Origin of the sequence: Rhizobium binae (genome assembly GCF_017357225.1) — a bacterium.
Taxonomy (GTDB): Bacteria; Pseudomonadota; Alphaproteobacteria; order Rhizobiales; family Rhizobiaceae; genus Rhizobium; species Rhizobium binae.
Map to the genome: position 1 here is coordinate 480,163 of NZ_CP071605.1, position 18,299 is coordinate 498,461.

An 18,299-nucleotide genomic window follows, 5' to 3' on the forward strand; every position below is an offset into this window, starting at 1 on the left:
GGAAATCCAATGGCTTGAGTTCGGTTATGTCACTGTAGCTTCAAGCAACCTTCGGCTCGAAGTGCGGCGACGATGGCACCGGCGTCGGACGGCTGCATGCCGGCAAGGTTCATGCGGCCGGAATCGGCCATGTAGATGCCATGCGTGGCGCGAAGTGCCGCCGCCGTTTCCCTGGACATGGAGAGATTGGAGAACAGGCCGCGCTGGCGGCTGATGAAGGCGAGATCGGGTGCGGCGGCGGCGAGCGCCGCCCGATTGCCGTTGATGCGCTCGCACATCTCCTCGAGTTCGGCGCGCCACATTGCCGACATCTCGGCGCTTTCGAGAATGGTCCTGACGATCGCCGCGCCATGATCCGGCGGCATCGACCAGTTGACGCGGGCCAGTGCGGCCATGTTGCTTTCGGCCTTCCCGATGTCATCGGCATTGCGGGTCATGACATAGAGCGCGCCGACGCGCTCGCGATAGAGGCCGAAATTCTTGTCACAGGAATAGGCGATCAGCGCCTCGTCGACGGCTTCGAGGATCATGCGTGTCGGCGCTGCATCCTGTTCGAGGCCGTCGCCGAGCCCCTGATAGGCAAGATCGATGAACGGCACGAGCTTGTGCGCGACGAGGAGCTCGGCAATCCGCCGCCACTCTTCCGTGGTGAAATCGATGCCTGTCGGATTGTGGCAACAACCGTGAAGGAGCACGACATCGCCCGGATTGGCGAATGACAGGGCCTCTACCACGCTTTCGATTTTCACCTGCTGCGACGCGAGGTCGACGAATGGATATTCCTTTACAGCCAGTCGCGCCGAACCGAAGATCGGGGCGTGGTTGGGCCAGCTCGGCGTGCCCAGCAGAACCTTCGCCAATGGATTTGCCACCTGGACGAGTTCCGCACCGAGACGCAGCGCGCCGCTGCCGCCCGGCGTCTGGATGCCGACAAGACGCTCACCGAAAGCCGGCGACTTTCCGAAGATGATCGGCTGCAGGAGACGGACGAATTGCAGATCGCCCTCCGGGCCGAGATATTTCTTGCTGTCCTGCGTTTCCAGAAGGAACTGCTCCGCCGCCTTCACGGCCCGCATGACAGGCGTGCGGCCCATCGCGTCGCTATAGACGCCGACGCCGAGGTCGATCTTTCCGGCGCGCTCGTCGGCCTGGAAAGCCTTGATGAGGGCAAGCAGGCTGTCTGCCGGCCGGGTCTTCAGTTGTTCAAACACAGGTCCACCTCCGTTTTATCTCTCATCGGAGACTAACGGAACTCAGGCGGCGAATTTCTGCGATTATCCTCCTTCACCGGCAAAATTATGCAGATAATCGGCGCGGCATCGGTATAATGCGCAGAAATTCACCGTCCGAGGGCCCGGCCATGCTTGACCAGTTCGACATCAAACTCCTTGCCGCTCTCCAGCAAAACAGCGAGATGACGCAGAGCGAGTTGTCTCAGAAGGTCAATCTCTCTGCGACCCAATGCGCACGCCGCCTCGAAAGGCTGCGCAATGAGCAATATATCCAGAGCGTCGTGGCTATTCTCAACCCCGCAAAACTGGGTTTCAGCGTCGTCGCCCATACGCTCGTCAGTCTGCGTGCGCATACGGAAGGCGGAAATGAGCGGCTCCATCGCTTCATCGAGACCGCACCGGAAATCCTGGAATGCTATTCGCAGACGGGTGACGCCGATTTTCTGATGAAGGTCATGACGCGCGACCTCGACCATCTCAGCCAATTTCTCGAACGCATGATCCGGGTCACCGACAATCTGGCCTCGGTCAAGTCGAGCATCGTGCTGAAGACGATCAAGAAGACGACCGCTCTGCCGCTGCAGATCGTGACGTGAGACGTCGTGTGGTTCCGGCCGCCTCATCTGAGATAATGGATGTGCGGGCGCGAATGATAGGGGGAGGCCTCGACGCGCGCCTCGATGGAAAAGACGTCGCGCAACAGGCTTTCGCTCAGCACGTCGTGGGGCGCGCCGGAGGCGACGATCTTGCCCTGTTGCATGATGATCAGCGCATCGCAGAACATGGAGGCATGGTTGAGATCGTGCAGGGCGACGATGCTGGTGATCGGCAGTTCCGAGACGAGCCGCATCAGACCGATCTGGTGCTGGATGTCGAGATGGTTTGTGGGTTCGTCGAGGATTAGCTCCTGCGGCGACTGGGCGAGCGCCCTGGCGATATGGGTGCGCTGCTTTTCGCCGCCCGACAGGCTCTGCCAGCGGTCGTTGCGCTTCTCCGCCACGCCGGCGCGGGCAAGCGCCCCTTCGACCGCCTCTTCGTCCGCGTTGGTCCAGCCGGAAAACATGGAGCGGTGCGGGAAGCGGCCGAGCTTGACGACGTCGATGACCTTCAGATTGGCATTGGTCGTGGCATGCTGCTCGACAAAGGCGATGCGCCGGGCGATCGAGCGACGGCTGATCTTGCCGATATCATCGCGGTCGAGCGTGACGCGGCCGGAATGCGGACGCCTGAGGCCGGCGAGAAGCCGCAGCAGCGAGGTCTTCCCGGAGCCGTTCGGCCCGAGCAGGCCGAGCATCCGGCCGGGTTGAGCCTCCATGGAAACGCTGTCCAGGATGGTCTTCCTGCCAATTTTCCAGGTGAGGTTGTCGGCCTTGATGCTCATGACGCGCGCTGAAACCGGTAAAGGATGATCGAGAAGAAGGGAACGCCAACCAGCGCCGTGACGACGCCGATCGGCAGGATCTGGCCGGGAATGAGGGCGCGCGCGGCAATATCGGCGAACACCATGAAAATCGCCCCTGATATGGCGCAGGCCGGCAGGAGGCGGATATGGAGCGGCCCTATGACGAAGCGGGCGACATGCGGCACGACAAGTCCGACGAAACCGATCGAGCCGACCATGCTGACGATCGTTGCCGTCATCATCGCGGTCAGTGCGAAGAGCGCCATGCGGATGCGGCCGACATTGACGCCGAGCGAGGAGGCGGCTTCGTCGCCGAAGGCGAAGGCGTCGAGCACGCGGGCATAGAACAGACAGGCGACGAGGCCGAGGCCGACGACGATCGAGACCAGCGCGAATTCCGGCCAGCGCACGCCGCCGAAACTGCCGAGCAGCCAGAACATGACGTCGCGGGCCTGCTGCGCATTGGCCGAGGTGGTGACGATATAGGAGGTCGAAGCGTTGAAGAGCTGCGATGCGGCGACACCGGCGAGGATGGTGCGGTCCGCGCCGCCGCGCGTACCGTTCGAGAGCAGCGCCACGAAGAAGAAGGCCGCGAAGGCGCCGGCAAAGGCGCCTGCCGACAGCGACACCGCGCCGGCGCCGAGGCCGAGGATGACGATCGCGACGGCGCCGGTGGAGGCGCCTGCGGAGATACCGAGCACATAGGGTTCGGCGAGCGGGTTGCGCAAGAGCGACTGCATGACGGCGCCCGACAGCGCCAGACCCGCGCCGCAGAAGGCGGCGACCAGCGCCCGGCTCAGACGATAATCCCAGATGACCGTCTCGTGTATGCGGTTGAGCTTCACCGCGCTCCAGCCCAGCCTGTTGGTCACGGCCGAAAACGTGGTTGCGAACGGAATCGGCAGGTCGCCGATCCCGACGCTGACGCCGATGGCGACAGAGATGAGGCAGAGGGAAGCCAGAAGCAGTGCGGTGACCGCTCCCAGCTGCCGGAAGAGACGTCCCGCCTCGGTCACTTCAGCAGACCGAGGGCCTTCAATTGCTCGGCCACCTGTTCGGCGCCGTAGATCGTGCGGATGGTCGGGTTCATGGCCTGGCCGTCCATGACTACGAGCGCCTTATTCTTGACAGCAGGGATCTGGCTGACGGCCGGATCGGTGTTCAGGTACTTGATCTTGGCCTCGGGCTTGTCGAGCTCCCAGCGGTTGCGATCGAGGCTGGCGACGACGATGACGTCGGGATTGGCGGCGATGATGCCTTCCCAGCCGATGGTCGGCCATTCCGCTGCCGTGTCGATCGCATTGCGTCCACCGAGCAGGTCGGCGATGAAGCCGGAGGCGCTGTTCTTGCCGCCGACATAGGCGTCGGCCGACGGGCTGGGGCTGGAGAACCAGAAGACGTAGGACAAATTCTGGCCGTCCTTGGCAATGTTTCCGCGCAGCTTGGCTTCACGCGCCTTGAAGTCGGCGATCAGCGCCTGGCCGCGGTCGGCGACGTCGAATATCTGCGAGAGTTCGTCGATCTCCTTGTAGAGAAGATCCATGCTCCACAGCTCGCCGCGGCTGCCGTATTGATCCTCGACATCCCTGGTGCTGAGGCAGGTGCTGGGCGAGAGATAGGTGGCAACGCCGACCTTGTCGAAATCCTCGCGCTTGGCGATCTTGCTGTTCGGTCCGACGAGGCTCGGCAGGGCGACGGCCACGAAATCCGGATTTTCGGCGAGCATGGATTCGAAGGTCGGCATCTCGACGGTGAGAAGCTTGACCTTGGCATTGGCCTCAGCGAGCTGCGGCAAAACCTTGCTCGGCCAGAAGGCGGTGCCGACCATCTTGTCCTGAAGGCCTAGCAGCAGCAGGATTTCGGCGCTGTTCTGGCCCAGCCCGATCGCCCGCTCTGGCGCCTTCTTGAAGATCATCTCGGCGCCGCAATTCTCCAGTGTCAGCGGGTAGGCTGTCGAACCGGCAATTGACGGATTGGCGGCAAGGCCGATCAGGGCGGAGAGGCCGCAGGCGGCCAGAAGCGATTTAAAGCTTGTCACGATGAAATCCCGGTGCGTGAATATATGCGGCCGGGGTATAGCCACAGGAACGACCGGAAAACAAGACAAAAAGGATCAACTTATCGCAAAAATCGACGGCACTGAACATTGCCGCCGGAACAGTGTTCGCCAGTGTCGAGCAAAAACCCTTCGAACATGATCAGCTGAGCTTGCCCACAAGCCTGGCATAGTCCGAAAAAGTGGCGCCTTCGGCTTTTCCGCCGGCTTCGCCGGCAAGCTGCAGTACGCGGATCGGAAATAGGATTGCCGCCAAGTTGGCGCCGGACAGCTCGTGGTCGTCGTCTTCCTCAATCGCCTTTTGAGCTTTCGAGAGCGCGGCATCGATCTCGCCGCGCGTGAGCAGTTCCTTTTCCACGATGGCGTCGAATATCGAGGCCATCGCCATGATCAGGCCCTTGAGCTGCAGATTGGCGGTATTCATGAGAACTCCCAGGTGAAGAAAGGACCTAGTCTGGCTCGACGGGCCGGATTGTTTCGACCGAGACCGTACCCTCGAGTATACCGCGCTTTATATCATGTCTGTTCCGATCGATCTCTATCACGGTGTAGAGTTTATCGTCGCGAAAGGCGCTAGCATTGGCGGTCGTGACGTCCTCGGCGGGCGCTGCATCGACTTCCATGAAATCGAGTTCTCGTGCGGCCGCGACGATCCTGGCATCGCCTGGCGTTCGGGCGGCCACGACGATCGTGCCGTGATTGGTGGCATTGCCCCATCTGGGGTCATCGAGTTTGGCAATCGGTTCCAGCCGATAGATGTTGAGCACCTCGCCGCCGGCTTCTGGCGATGCCTCCGCGGCGGCATCCTGCATCTGCGCCTGGCTCTCGACCGACCGCCCAAAGGTCGTCGGGCTGGTCGCGTTGTTGATCTCGTCTTTGCCTGTCCTTGAGACGTTCGACATGTCGCTCTCCTTGTCAGGGCGGAAACGACGGGCGGCGGGAAACTGTTCCCGCGCAGGCAAAGTTTGGCCGTTGACATTGGGTTAGGCCTATCTCTGCAACCCTGCGGCACACCCATACCCTTTTTCCAGTCGAGCACTAATTACCCTCTGTCGAACAGGGGGATTTCGTGAGCACGCAAACCGGTGAATTTTCGCGCGACAACGCTGCGGCCGAGAGCCTCAACGGGCATGACCACAAAAGCATGGCGTTCGACGATGCCAGCGCCCTTCTCGAAGTGCTGGTCGCAGTCAGACGCGGTGATTTTTCCGTACGGATGCGCTCCGACCTGACCGGTGTTACCGGCAAGGTCGCCGACGCCCTCAACGACATTATTGCCGCCAATCAGCGCATGGCCCAGCAGCTTGAACATGTCGGCCAGGTCGTCGGCCGTGACGGGCGAACGAGCACGCGGGTGCGCTTCGGCCTTTCCGACGGGTGCTGGTCCGAGATGGAGGGGTCGATCAACGATTTGATCGACGATCTGCTGTGGCCGACGACGGCGGTGACGCGCACGATCACGGCGGTCGCCAAGGGTGACCTGCTGCAGACCGTGCCGCTCGATGTCGACGGTCGGCCGCTCAAGGGTGAGTTCCTGCGCTCGGCCGATATCGTCAACACGATGATCAAGCAGCTGAGCGTCTTCACCTCGGAGGTGACCCGTGTCGCCCGCGAGGTCGGCACCGACGGCAAGCTCGGCGGCCAGGCGCAGGTGCCCGAGGTTACCGGCGTGTGGAAGGACCTGACCGAAAGCGTGAATTCGATGGCCTCGAACCTGACGGCGCAGGTGCGCAACATCGCCGAAGTGACGATCGCCGTGGCCAACGGTGATCTTTCGAAGAAGATCACCGTCGACGTGCGCGGCGAAATCCTGCAGCTGAAGGAAGCGATCAACACCATGGTCGACCAGCTGCGCTCCTTCGCTTCGGAAGTGACGCGTGTCGCCCGCGAGGTTGGCACGGAAGGCAAGCTGGGCGGCCAGGCGCTGGTGCCGGGTGTGGCCGGCACCTGGAAGGATCTGACCGACAGCGTCAATGCCATGTGCGGTAATCTGACGGCCCAGGTGCGCAACATCGCTCAGGTGACGACGGCCGTGGCGCGCGGTGACCTGTCGCGCAAGATCACCGTCGACGTCTCGGGCGAAATCCTCGAGCTCAAGGAAACCATCAACACCATGGTGGATCAGCTCAACGGCTTCGCCGGTGAGGTGACGCGCGTGGCGCGCGAGGTCGGCACCGAGGGCCGGCTCGGCGGTCAGGCGCAGGTGCCGGGTGTCGCCGGCACCTGGAAGGACCTGACCGACAACGTCAATTCCATGGCCTCGAACCTGACGGCACAGGTGCGCAACATCGCCGAGGTTTCCACTGCGATCGCCAATGGTGACCTGTCGAAGAAGATCACTGTTTCGGTGTCGGGCGAAATCCTCGAGCTGAAGGAAACCATCAACACGATGGTCGACCAGTTGAACGCCTTTGCCTCGGAAGTGACACGCGTCGCCCGCGAAGTGGGCACGGAAGGCCGGCTCGGCGGCCAGGCCAATGTGCGCGGCGTCGCCGGCACCTGGAAGGACCTGACCGAAAACGTCAACTCGATGGCGGGCAACCTGACGGCACAGGTGCGCAACATCGCCGAGGTTTCCACCGCGATCGCCAATGGCGACCTGTCGAAGAAGATCACGGTCCCGGTTTCGGGCGAAATTCTCGAGCTGAAGGAAACCATCAACACGATGGTCGACCAGTTGAACGGTTTTGCCGGCGAAGTGACGCGTGTGGCGCGCGAGGTCGGCACGGAAGGACGGCTCGGCGGCCAGGCGAACGTGCGCGGTGTGGCCGGCACCTGGAAGGATCTGACCGACAGCGTCAATTCCATGGCCTCCAACTTGACCGGCCAAGTGCGTAACATTGCCGAAGTCGCGACCGCGGTCGCCCAGGGCGACCTGTCGAAAAAGATCACCGTTCCGGTATCGGGCGAAATCCTGGAGCTGAAGGAAACCATCAACACAATGGTCGATCAGCTGAACGGCTTTGCCGGCGAGGTGACGCGCGTGGCGCGCGAGGTCGGCACCGAAGGCCGGCTCGGCGGCCAGGCGAATGTGCTCGGCGTCGCGGGCACCTGGAAGGATCTGACCGACAGCGTCAACTCGATGGCCGGCAACCTGACGGCACAGGTGCGCAATATCGCCGAAGTCTCGACCGCGATTGCCAATGGCGACCTGTCAAAGAAGATCACCGTGTCGGTCTCGGGCGAAATCCTCGAGCTCAAGGAAACGCTGAACACCATGGTGGATCAGCTGAACCGCTTCGCTTCGGAAGTGACGCGCGTCGCCCGCGAAGTCGGCACCGAAGGCAAGCTCGGCGGCCAGGCGCAGGTGCCAGGTGTCGCCGGCACCTGGAAGGACCTCACCGAAAACGTCAACTCCATGGCCTCCAACCTCACCGGCCAGGTTCGAAACATCGCTGAGGTTACGACCGCCGTGGCGCGCGGCGACCTCTCGCGGAAGATCACCGTCGACGTGAAGGGCGAAATCCTCGAGCTGAAGAACACCATCAATACCATGGTGGACCAGCTGAACGCCTTCGCCGGCGAAGTAACGCGTGTGGCCCGCGAGGTCGGCACGGAAGGCAAGCTCGGCGGTCAGGCGCAGGTCTCCGGGGTAGCCGGCACCTGGAAGGATTTGACCGACAGCGTCAACTCGATGGCCGGCAACCTGACGGCACAGGTGCGTAATATTGCCGAGGTGGCGACGGCGATCGCCAATGGCGACCTGTCGCGCAAGATCACCGTCGACGTGCGCGGCGAAATCCTGCTGCTGAAGGACACGCTGAACACCATGGTCGATCAGCTTCGCTCCTTTGCCGGCGAAGTGACGCGTGTCGCCCGCGAAGTCGGCACCGATGGCCGGCTCGGCGGCCAGGCCGTCGTTCCCGGCGTTGCCGGCACCTGGAAGGACCTGACCGACAACGTCAACTTGCTCGCCGCAAACCTGACGACCCAGGTGCGCAACATTGCCGAAGTGACGACCGCCGTGGCGCGCGGCGACCTCTCGCGGAAGATCACCGTCGACGTGAAGGGCGAAATCCTCGAGCTGAAGAACACCATCAATACCATGGTGGACCAGCTGAACGCCTTCGCCGGCGAAGTGACGCGTGTGGCCCGCGAGGTCGGCACGGAAGGCAAGCTCGGCGGCCAGGCGCAGGTGCCAGGTGTCGCAGGCACCTGGAAGGACCTGACGGACACCGTCAACGTCATGGCCGCCAACCTGACCGAGCAGGTGCGCGGCATCGTCAAGGTCGTGACCGCGGTGGCGAACGGAGACCTCAAGCAGAACCTCACCGTCGCCTCCAAGGGCGAAGTCGCCGCACTCGCCGAAACCATCAACAACATGACCAATACGCTTGCCACCTTCGCCGACCAGGTGACCACGGTGGCGCGCGAGGTAGGCGTGGAGGGCCGCCTCGGCGGCCAGGCGAACGTGCCGGGTACCGCCGGCACCTGGAAGGATCTGACCGGCAACGTCAACCTGCTCGCCGCCAACCTGACGACGCAGGTGCGCGCCATCGCCGAGGTGGCGACCGCCGTCACCAAGGGCGACCTGACGCGTTCGATCAAGGTCGATGCGCGCGGTGAAGTGGCCGAGCTCAAGGACAACATCAATACGATGATCGACAACCTGCGGCTCACGACCGAGCGCAACACCGAGCAGGATTGGCTGAAGACGAACCTCGCGCGCTTCACCAACATGTTGCAGGGGCAGCGCGACCTGACGCTGGTCGGCAAGATGCTGCTGTCGGAGCTGGCGCCGCTGGTCGGCGCCCATCAGGGCGTCATCTACCAGGTGGATGCCGACGAGAACCAACCGTTCCTCTCGCTGCTGTCGGTCTATGCGCAAGGGGGCGAGGCGGCGCATCCGCCCCGGCTCGACTTTGGCCAGGGCCTCGTCGGCCAGTGCGCCAGCGATGCCCGCCGCATCCTCGTGACCGATCTGCCCGAGAATGTCGTTCCGATCAGCTCCGGCGTGTTCACGACCCTGCCGAGAAGTGCGATCGTGCTGCCGGTGCATTTCGAGGGCCAGGTGAAAGCGGTGATCGAGCTCGCCTCCGCCGGTGAATTCACCGAGCTGCAGCTCTCCTTCCTCGACCAACTGACGACATCGATCGGCATCGTTCTTAACTCGATCGAAGCAACCATGCAGACCGAAGGCCTGCTCAAGCAGTCCCAGCAGCTCGCCGCCGAGCTGCAGACGCAGCAGCGCGAACTGCAGCAGACCAACGAACAACTCGGGCAGAAGGCGCAGCAGCTCGAGGAACGCAACGTCGAAGTCGAGGCGAAAAACCAGGAGATCGAACAGGCGCGGCGCGCGCTGGAAGAAAAGGCGGCCGAACTGGCGCTGACCTCGAAATACAAATCCGAGTTCCTCGCCAACATGTCGCACGAGCTGCGCACGCCTTTGAATTCGATCCTCATCCTCGGTCAACAGCTCGGAGAAAATCCGGACGGCAATCTGTCGGGCAAACAGGTCGAATTCGCCAAGACCATCCACGGCGCCGGCACCGATCTGCTCAACCTCATCAGCGACATCCTCGATCTCTCCAAAATCGAGTCCGGAACGGTCTCGGTCGATGCCGAGGAGATCTTCGTCAGCAACCTGCTCGAAGTGATGGCGCGGCCGTTCCGGCACGAAGCGGAAACACGGAACCTGTCTTTTGCGGTCGAGGTCGGCGCAGACGTTGCGAAGAGCATCATTACCGACTCCAAGCGGCTCCAGCAGATCCTCAAGAACCTGTTGTCGAACGCCTTCAAGTTCACGGCGCAGGGCGGCGTGACACTGCGCGTTGCATCGGCAACAGGCGGCTGGTCGTCGGATCACCCTTCGCTTCGGCACGCGCCGTCGGTGATCGCCTTTGAGGTCGTCGATACCGGCATCGGTATTCCGCCGGAAAAACAACGCATCATCTTCGAGGCGTTCCAGCAGGCGGATGCCTCGACGAGCCGCAAATACGGCGGCACCGGCCTCGGATTGGCGATCAGCCGCGAACTGGCAAACCTGCTCGGCGGCGAGATCCAGCTGCGGAGCACGCCCGGCGTCGGCAGCACCTTCGTTCTTTACCTGCCGCTGACCTACGTCGGTGCCGGTGCGGTTGCACCCAGGCCGGTTCCGGCGCCGGCGAATGTCGTGGAATTCGCCGAGGCGGCGGCAAGCCGCCGCGCCGAGAAGCCCGCCGAACATGTGGCGGACGACCGTAACCGGCTAGAGGCCGGCGACTCCGTGCTGCTCGTCGTCGAGGACGATGCGCATTACGCCCGTGTGCTGGTCGATCTCGCCCGCGACAACGGGTTCAAGGTGCTGGTGGCGATGCGCGGCAGCGATGCGCTGACGCTCGCGCAGGAATACAAGCCGTCGGCGATCTCGCTCGATATTTTCCTGCCCGATATGCTCGGCTGGACGGTGCTGAGCCAGCTCAAGCAGAACCCACAGACGCGGCATATTCCGGTGCAGATCATCAGTCTGGACGAGGATCGACAGCATGGACTTACGCGCGGCGCTTTCGCCTTCATGAGCAAGCCGACGACGCCGGAAGGCCTCGGCAAGGCGCTGTCGCGCCTGAAGGCCTATGCCGAGCCGCGTCGCAAGCAGTTGCTGCTCGTGGAGGACGACGAGGCGGAGCGGTTGAGCGTCACTGCGCTTCTCGGACATGACGACATCGACATCACCAGCGTCGGCTCCGGATCCGAAGCCCTTGCCGCATTGCGACGCAATACCCCTGATTGTGTGGTGCTCGATCTCTCTCTTCCCGATATGTCGGGTTTCGAAGTGCTGGAGCAGATACGCGACGACCTCGAAATCGGCGAGGTGCCGGTGGTCGTCTTCACCGGCAGGGAGCTCTCTGCGGAAGAGGACGCGACGCTCCACAGCATGGCTCGCAGCGTCGTCGTCAAGGGTGTGGAGTCGCCCGAGCGGCTTCTCGATGAGACCGCACTCTTCCTGCACCGGGTCGTCGCCGATCTGCCGGCGGCAAAGCAGGCTACGTTGCAGGAACTGCACAGTTCGGACGAGGATCTCGTCGGCGAGACCGTACTGCTCGTCGACGACGACGCCCGCAACATCTTCGCACTCAGCAGCGTGCTGGAGCGCCGCGGCATGCGGGTTTTGACAGCGACGACCGGCAGCGAAGCCATCGACGTCATCAACAACGAACCCTCGGTTGCCATCGTGCTGATGGACATCATGATGCCCGGCATGGATGGCTACGAGACGATGCAGGTCATCCGCTCGGAGCTCCGCTTCCGGCGGCTGCCGATCCTGGCGCTAACCGCCAAGGCCATGAAGGGCGACCGCGAGAAATGCCTGGAGGCGGGCGCCTCGGATTACCTGGCGAAGCCCGTCAACACAGAGCAACTGCTGTCGGCTCTGCGCATGTGGCTGCACCGCTGAGGATCCGGTCATGAGCCCCGTCAATATCCTCCTCGTCGACGACCAGCCTGCAAAGCTTCTGAGCTATGAGGTCATTCTCGAAGAGCTCGAGGAAAATCTGATCAAGGCGCAGTCGGCGCGGGAAGCATTCGAGCACCTGTTGCGCACCGAGATCGCCGTGATCCTCGTCGACGTCTGCATGCCCGAGCAGGACGGATTCGAACTCGTCGGAATGATCCGTCAGCACCCGCGCTATCAGAACACGCCGATCATCTTCGTCTCGGCCGTGATGCTGGCCGAACCGGACCGGCTGCGCGGCTACGCGGTCGGCGCCGTCGACTACGTCTCCGTCCCGATCGTGCCCGAGGTGCTGAGGGCCAAGGTCCGGGTGTTTGCCGATCTGTACAGGAAAACGCGGGAACTCGAACGCCTGAATGCCGAGCTGGAGGCGAGGGTGCACCAGCGCACCGCCGAGCTCGAAACATCGGCGGCGCAGTTGCGTCAGCTGAATGAAGAGCTCGAGCACCGGATCGACCAGCGGACGCGCGAGCGGGAGGAGGCGCTGGCGCAGCTCTTCGAAGCGCAGAAGCTCGACACGATCGGTCACCTCACAGGCGGCGTGGCGCACGACTTCAACAATCTTCTCATGGCGGTGCTCGGCAGTCTCAGCCTGCTGAAGAAACGTCTGCCGGCGGATGAGCGTAGCGAACGCCTGGTGACGAATGCCATCCAGGCGGCTGAGCGTGGCACGGCGCTCACCCAGCGCCTGCTCGCCTTCGCGCGCCGACAGGAGCTGAAGCCGCAGGCAGTCGACTTCCTCAGGCTGTTTGAAAATGTCGAGGACCTGCTCGCCAAGGCTGTGGGGCCGCGCGTCGAGATCCGAAAGTGCATCCCGGCGGATCTGGCGCCGCTGCTGGTGGACAGCAACCAGCTCGAGCTGGCGCTGCTCAACCTCTTCGTCAATGCACGGGATGCGCTCGAAAGCGGCGGCACGGTGACGGTCGCCGCGGCGGTGGAAGAGGCACGGCCGACCGGCCTTGCGGGCGGGAATTACATCAAGATATCGGTCTCGGACGATGGCGAGGGGATGGACGAGGCGACGGTCCTGCGCGCCGCCGAGCCATTTTTCACGACCAAGGGGATCGGCAAGGGCACCGGTCTCGGCCTGTCGATGGTGCACGGCCTGGCAGCACAATCGGGCGGTTCGATCCAGATTTCGAGCGCGAGAGGCAAGGGCACCACCGTCTCCCTCTGGCTGCCCGTCGCCGAGAGCTTCACCACGGCACAGCCGGCCGTCGCACCGCCGGCGGAACCCGTGAAGCCGGTGTCGCGATCGCTTGCCATTCTTGTCGTCGACGACGATGCGCTCGTCAGGACCGGAACCGTGGCGATGCTCGAGGATCTCGGACACCTGCCGCGGGAAGTGGCCTCCGCTTCCCAGGCCCTGGAATTCTTCGCCGGCGGACAGGAGTGCGATCTTGTTATCACCGATCACGCCATGCCGGGCATGACCGGCGCCGAGCTCGCACGTCACCTTCGTGCAGCCTTCCCCAGCCTGCCCGTGATCCTCGCTTCCGGCTATGTCGAGCTTGCCGAGGACCAGGGGCTCGGGATGATCAGGATGACGAAGCCGTTCACGCAAGAGCAGCTTCAGACGGCTATGGAAGAAGCGCTCCGGGATAAGGTCGCTGCGGCGTGATCGACGAATCGAGTGGCAGGCGGTTCACTTTGACAGGCGGGCAGCGTGCGATTGTGATGAGTTTAGGAACGCTGCTCTAACTTTCTACGCTTGCAAACCGCTGGCCGGCATAGAGGATACGGATGATAACAACTTCGGTGGGCTCGACAACGAATGCCACGCTCACCCGACGCTCAAAGCCGATTACGCGCAAGCCTGGGCGAATATGCTCACGGAGGCTGCCCCGTTCAGGATACGTCTCGAACCCACCCACGAAGGTCCTGATGCGGGCCACATATTCGCGGGCGACGACGGCTGACGCAGATTTCTTACGAACGAAAGCATAGATACGCGCCAAATCCAACTCCGCCTCGTCGGTGAGGCGGATATGATGGCGCTTCATTAATCTGCTTCCCGATCGATCTCGTCCATGCGCTCTTCAAGCCGCTTCCAGACCTCGTCGAGGGGTTTAGCTTTGGTGGGATCAGCCTTATATGCGTCATAGGTTGTCGCAACTTCTGTTCGAAGCCAATGCTCGACAGCATTTTCGCGTTCTTGCAGAGCTCTCAGACCCTCGCGGATAACTTCACTTTCTGAGGCGTAATCACCGTTGGACACGCGTTGCTTGACCAGCTTCGCCATTTCCAGGGGTAATGTAATGCTCATCTGCTGCGTCGAACGCATCGATTGCACTCCTATCTCTTTGCACCTCAATAACACATTATGGGATGGAATCCTACTCCCCTCAGCGGACAGCCGCTGCTGGCAACCGCAGCTTCCCATGGCTTGCAGGCGAAACTTTTTGCTCCCGTAAAAGTTACCCAGATCCCGTCCATTCATCAAAGGCGCTCTCTTGACCAAAATGATGTTCGGTCCCGCTTTCAGCGAAGACGGCATTCTGTTCCGCCTCTGGGCTCCTCTGCATGAGCGTGTGGCAGTGCGCATCGAAGACGCGGCTCCCCGTCCGATGCAGGCGACTGAAGATGGCTGGCATCGCTGCATGGTCGCGGATGCCGGCGCCGGCACGCGCTACCGTTTCGTGCTGCCCGATGGTCTGGAAGTTCCCGATCCGGCCTCGCGCTTCCAACCGCAGGATGTGCATGGTCCGAGCGAAGTGGTCGACCTTTCATCCTATCGCTGGAATTCTAGCGAATGGACCGGTCGGCCTTGGGAAGAGATGGTCATCTACGAACTGCATGTCGGCTGCTTCACAGCGCAAGGAACTTTCAGGGCTGCGATCGATCGGCTCGACCATCTGCATGAACTGGGCGTGACGGCGTTGCAGATCATGCCGGTCAGTGACTTTCCGGGCCGCTACAATTGGGGCTATGACGGCGTGCTGCCCTATGCCCCCGACAGCAGCTACGGCCGGCCGGAAGATCTAATGGCGTTGGTGGATGCTGCACACGAGCGCGGCATCTCGGTCTTCCTCGATCTGGTCTACAATCACTTCGGCCCGGACGGGAACTATATCCCGTCCTATGCGCCGCTCTTTACCGATCATCATAAGACACCCTGGGGCCACGGCATCAATTACGATGGCGAGGGGTCGGAGATGATCCGCGAATTCGTCATCGAGAACGCCCTCTATTGGATCACCGAGTTCCGGCTCGACGGTCTTCGCTTCGATGCCGTCCATGCCATCAAGGACGACAGCAAGGAACATCTTCTGCATGCACTTGCCCGCCGCATCAGGGCTGCGGCCGGCGACCGGCATGTTCACCTGCTCGTCGAGAACGAGGAAAACGACAGCGAACTGCTGCAGCGCGATGGCAGCGGCGCGGTGCGGCTGTTCACGGCGCAATGGAACGACGACCTGCACCATGTGCTGCATATCGCTGCGACCGGCGAAACCTTCGGCTATTATGCCGACTACGCCGGTGATGGCGATAAGCTCGGCCGTGCGCTGGCGGAAGGCTTCGTATTCCAGGGCGAGCATATGCCATATCGCGGCGGGAGCCGGGGCAGGCCGAGCGGCCATCTGCCGCCGACCGCCTTCGTATCGTTCATCCAGAACCATGACCAAATCGGCAACCGGGCGCTCGGCGACCGCATCATGGCCGCGAGCCCGGCTGATGCCGTCAAGGCCGTCATATCAATTTACTTGCTGGCGCCCGAGGTCCCGATGCTGTTCATGGGCGAGGAATGGGCCGCCGGGGAACCCTTTCCGTTTTTCTGCGATTTCGACGAGGATCTGAACGACAAAGTCCGGAAAGGCAGGCGCGAGGAGCTGTCGCGCCTGCCGGGCTTCGATGCCGACGAGCTTCTCGACCCGACGGCGCCGTCGACTTTCGCGGCCGCCAAGCTCGACTGGTCGAAATGCGCCTCATCGGAAAGGCTCGAATTCTACAGGAGGCTTCTCGACCTTCGGCATCAGCGAATCGTACCCTTGTTGAAGGGCGCCGGCGGGGGAAACGCGGCCCATCGCTCGGATGGTGCGACATTTGCGGTGGATTGGACCCTGGCCGGCGATCGGCGCCTTCATTTGGACGCCAATCTCGGCAGCGAGGCGGTGCGGCCTCCTAAGCGGTGCGACCAAGGCGAAACGATCTTCTGCCTCGGCAGCGGCGATGGAGGCCAACTGGCCCCCTGGACGGTGATCTGGCGCATCTCGAAAGACGAGGGCCTGGCATGAAGGCGATCGGACGATGAAGTCTGCCGAGCTCGACAAACTCGCCCGCCAATACGGGATCAGCCTGACCAGGCCCAGTCCCTACGACGACCGCGAGGTGGCGATTTCCGCCGACACCAAACGCAAGATACTCTCGGCTCTGGGAGTTGAACTGTCGGCACCGATCGATCCCGCCATGCAGCAACCGCAACGGGGGCAGGAACCGGAGCGGGCGAATAAGACGATCCCCAAGTCATTTCTGCCGGACTTCCTTTTCAAGACAGGAATCTGGGGGATTAACCTACAGCTCTACGAACTGCGTTCGGCGCGCAATTGGGGCATCGGAGATTTCGAGGACCTGTGCGATGTGGTTGAGCTGGCGGGGAAGCTAGGGGCTGATTTTGTCGGCCTCAATCCGCTTCACGCACCATTTCTTGCTGATCCCGATCGCTGCAGCCCCTATGAGCCCTCGAGCCGGCAGCATCTCAATCCCCTCTATATTGCGGTCGACAGAGTGCCGGGTTTTGTCCGTAGTGCCGAACTCGAACGGCAATTGGAGGCACTTCGCCAGAGCGACCTCGTCGATTATGCCGGAGTTGCGAGGGCCAAGCTGGGAGCTCTGCGTGATCTCTGGCGCACCTGGCTGCATGCAGGTGCCGCCGACGACACCTATGATCCCGTAGATTTCGATGCGTTCATCGCGCGAGGCGGCAACAGCTTGCGGCGGCATGCGCTCTTTGAATGTCTGTCGCTTTCCATGGTGGAACGTGGGGCAGGCGCCGGCTGGCAGACATGGCCCGCAGATTTTCAGCGTGCCGACAGCGCAGCCGTCGCAGAATTCGAGCGCGATCACGAAGACGATGTGCGGTTCCATATGTGGCTGCAATGGGTCGCCCACCGGCAGATGGTACAGGCGGCCGAGCGGGCGCTGAAAGCCGGAATGCGGATCGGCCTCTATCTCGATCTTGCCGTAGGCGAGGCGGTCGACGGATCGGCGACATGGAGCGAGCCGAATGTTTACATCTCGAAGGCGACCATCGGCAGCCCGCCCGATCCGTTCGCGGTGGAGGGACAGGACTGGCATCTTGCAGGCTATCTGCCTTCCGCGATCGCTGCAGGAGACAGCTCGCCTTATCGGCGCATGGTGAACGCTGCCATGCAATATGCCGGTGCGATCCGTATCGATCACGCCCCGGCGCTCCGACGCCTCTTTCTGGTGCCGCTCGGCAGCAGGCCGGATGACGGAGCCTATGTCCACTACCCCCAGTATCGGCTCCTGCAAATCCTTGCAGAATCGTCCGCCGAGCATCGATGCCTCGTCATAGGGGAAGCGCTGGGAATGATCCCGCCGGATTTACCGGACGATCTGGCGGCCGCGCAGATCCTTTCGTACCGCATTCTCTCCTATGAACAGGACGAGAAAGGCTTCAAGCCGCCGGATGCCTACCCCGTTTTCGCCTTGACCTGCATTTCGACGCACGACCATCAGACACTTGCCGGCTGGTGGCGCAGCGCCGACGTCCGGGATCGCAGCGACCACAGGATCGTGCCGCCCGATCTCACGGAAAAACATCTCCGGCATCGTCAGCATGAGCGGCGAAATCTGAAGGCGGCGCTCCGCGCTGCCGGCATCGACGTGCCGGCCCGTCTCAGCGCAAAGGCAAGCCGTGAGAGCCTGAGGGGACTCACCGTCAGCGCCTATCGCTTCATCGCCCGGACCCCGTCGCTTCTCGTCGCCGTCCGGCTTGCCGACCTGATCGACGAGACGCGACCCACCAATATCCCGGGAACGAGCAAAAGCTATCCGAACTGGAAACCGAAGCTGTCGGTTTCGCTCGAGGGCTTGGCGTCGATCTCCTTGCTGGATCGCGTCGCGGCGACAATGGGGGAAGAAAGACCGCGCATTCGCGCGGCGAGGGAACGATCGGGACGCAGGCGAATTTTGAATAGACAGGGATAAGGATCGCCG

General features: G+C 62.5%; 13 protein-coding genes. 5 read left to right on the top strand and 8 right to left on the bottom strand.

Features of this window, described 5'->3' with window-relative positions; all coding sequences use genetic code 11:
- Window positions 1-29: 29 nt before the first annotated feature.
- Window positions 30-1,211: an amino acid aminotransferase gene (locus J2J99_RS24155; RefSeq protein ID WP_168300868.1), complete on the bottom strand. Its 1,182-nt coding sequence runs from the start codon at window positions 1,209-1,211 to the stop codon at window positions 30-32.
- A 149-nt stretch (window positions 1,212-1,360) separates the two neighbouring features.
- Here J2J99_RS24155 and J2J99_RS24160 point away from each other — a divergent pair, with 149 nt between their 5' ends.
- Window positions 1,361-1,828, top strand: a complete 468-nt coding sequence (locus tag J2J99_RS24160) for an Lrp/AsnC family transcriptional regulator (RefSeq protein ID WP_168300867.1) — start codon at window positions 1,361-1,363, stop codon at window positions 1,826-1,828.
- A gap of 23 nt (window positions 1,829-1,851) precedes the next feature.
- Here J2J99_RS24160 and J2J99_RS24165 read toward each other — a convergent pair whose 3' ends face one another.
- The 5 genes from J2J99_RS24165 to J2J99_RS24185 form a co-directional block, all read right to left on the bottom strand.
- The gene (locus J2J99_RS24165) at window positions 1,852-2,613 is read right to left on the bottom strand and encodes an ABC transporter ATP-binding protein (RefSeq protein WP_168300866.1); all 762 of its coding nucleotides are present in this window, start codon (window positions 2,611-2,613) and stop codon (window positions 1,852-1,854) included.
- Window positions 2,610-3,650: a FecCD family ABC transporter permease gene (locus J2J99_RS24170; RefSeq protein WP_168300865.1), complete on the bottom strand. Its 1,041-nt coding sequence runs from the start codon at window positions 3,648-3,650 to the stop codon at window positions 2,610-2,612. Before J2J99_RS24170 ends, J2J99_RS24165 begins: the two co-directional genes overlap by 4 nt.
- Window positions 3,647-4,672 (bottom strand): ABC transporter substrate-binding protein, encoded by a 1,026-nt coding sequence (locus J2J99_RS24175; RefSeq protein ID WP_168300864.1) that lies wholly within the window; start codon window positions 4,670-4,672, stop codon window positions 3,647-3,649. Before J2J99_RS24175 ends, J2J99_RS24170 begins: the two co-directional genes overlap by 4 nt.
- A gap of 160 nt (window positions 4,673-4,832) precedes the next feature.
- Window positions 4,833-5,114: a hypothetical protein gene (locus J2J99_RS24180; protein ID WP_168300863.1), complete on the bottom strand. Its 282-nt coding sequence runs from the start codon at window positions 5,112-5,114 to the stop codon at window positions 4,833-4,835.
- Window positions 5,115-5,139: 25 nt separating this feature from the next.
- Window positions 5,140-5,592 (bottom strand): hypothetical protein, encoded by a 453-nt coding sequence (locus J2J99_RS24185; RefSeq protein WP_168300862.1) that lies wholly within the window; start codon window positions 5,590-5,592, stop codon window positions 5,140-5,142.
- Window positions 5,593-5,759: 167 nt separating this feature from the next.
- Here J2J99_RS24185 and J2J99_RS24190 point away from each other — a divergent pair, with 167 nt between their 5' ends.
- Both J2J99_RS24190 and J2J99_RS24195 read left to right on the top strand, forming a co-directional pair.
- Entirely contained in the window at window positions 5,760-12,062 is a 6,303-nt protein-coding gene (locus tag J2J99_RS24190; RefSeq protein ID WP_168300861.1) for a HAMP domain-containing protein, read from the top strand.
- Between the two features lie 10 nt (window positions 12,063-12,072).
- The gene (locus J2J99_RS24195; RefSeq protein WP_168300860.1) at window positions 12,073-13,740 is read left to right on the top strand and encodes a response regulator; all 1,668 of its coding nucleotides are present in this window, start codon (window positions 12,073-12,075) and stop codon (window positions 13,738-13,740) included.
- Window positions 13,741-13,816: 76 nt separating this feature from the next.
- Here the strand turns inward: J2J99_RS24195 and J2J99_RS24200 are convergent, their stop codons facing one another.
- Together J2J99_RS24200 and J2J99_RS24205 are read right to left on the bottom strand one after the other, a co-directional pair.
- Entirely contained in the window at window positions 13,817-14,122 is a 306-nt protein-coding gene (locus tag J2J99_RS24200; protein WP_168300859.1) for a type II toxin-antitoxin system RelE/ParE family toxin, read from the bottom strand.
- Window positions 14,122-14,403: a type II toxin-antitoxin system ParD family antitoxin gene (locus J2J99_RS24205; RefSeq protein WP_168300858.1), complete on the bottom strand. Its 282-nt coding sequence runs from the start codon at window positions 14,401-14,403 to the stop codon at window positions 14,122-14,124. Before J2J99_RS24205 ends, J2J99_RS24200 begins: the two co-directional genes overlap by 1 nt.
- 169 nt (window positions 14,404-14,572) lie before the next feature.
- Between J2J99_RS24205 and treZ the strand changes: the two genes are divergently transcribed.
- The gene (gene treZ / locus J2J99_RS24210; protein ID WP_168300857.1) at window positions 14,573-16,354 is read left to right on the top strand and encodes a malto-oligosyltrehalose trehalohydrolase; all 1,782 of its coding nucleotides are present in this window, start codon (window positions 14,573-14,575) and stop codon (window positions 16,352-16,354) included.
- A 13-nt stretch (window positions 16,355-16,367) separates the two neighbouring features.
- A complete protein-coding gene (malQ, locus tag J2J99_RS24215; protein ID WP_168300856.1) occupies window positions 16,368-18,290 on the top strand; it encodes a 4-alpha-glucanotransferase in 1,923 nt (640 codons plus the stop codon).
- Window positions 18,291-18,299 lie beyond the last annotated feature (9 nt).

Excerpts from the sequence above, each read along its gene's own strand:
- J2J99_RS24195 (WP_168300860.1), top strand. The coding sequence starts at position 12,073 with ATGAGCCCCGTCAATATCCTCCTCGTCGACGACCAGCCTGCAAAGCTT.
- J2J99_RS24165 (WP_168300866.1), bottom strand. The coding sequence starts at position 2,613 with ATGAGCATCAAGGCCGACAACCTCACCTGGAAAATTGGCAGGAAGACC.
- J2J99_RS24160 (WP_168300867.1), top strand. The coding sequence starts at position 1,361 with ATGCTTGACCAGTTCGACATCAAACTCCTTGCCGCTCTCCAGCAAAAC.
- J2J99_RS24200 (WP_168300859.1), bottom strand. The coding sequence starts at position 14,122 with ATGAAGCGCCATCATATCCGCCTCACCGACGAGGCGGAGTTGGATTTG.
- J2J99_RS24185 (WP_168300862.1), bottom strand. The coding sequence starts at position 5,592 with ATGTCGAACGTCTCAAGGACAGGCAAAGACGAGATCAACAACGCGACC.
- J2J99_RS24180 (WP_168300863.1), bottom strand. The coding sequence starts at position 5,114 with ATGAATACCGCCAATCTGCAGCTCAAGGGCCTGATCATGGCGATGGCC.
- J2J99_RS24205 (WP_168300858.1), bottom strand. The coding sequence starts at position 14,403 with ATGCGTTCGACGCAGCAGATGAGCATTACATTACCCCTGGAAATGGCG.
- malQ (WP_168300856.1), top strand. The coding sequence starts at position 16,368 with ATGAAGTCTGCCGAGCTCGACAAACTCGCCCGCCAATACGGGATCAGC.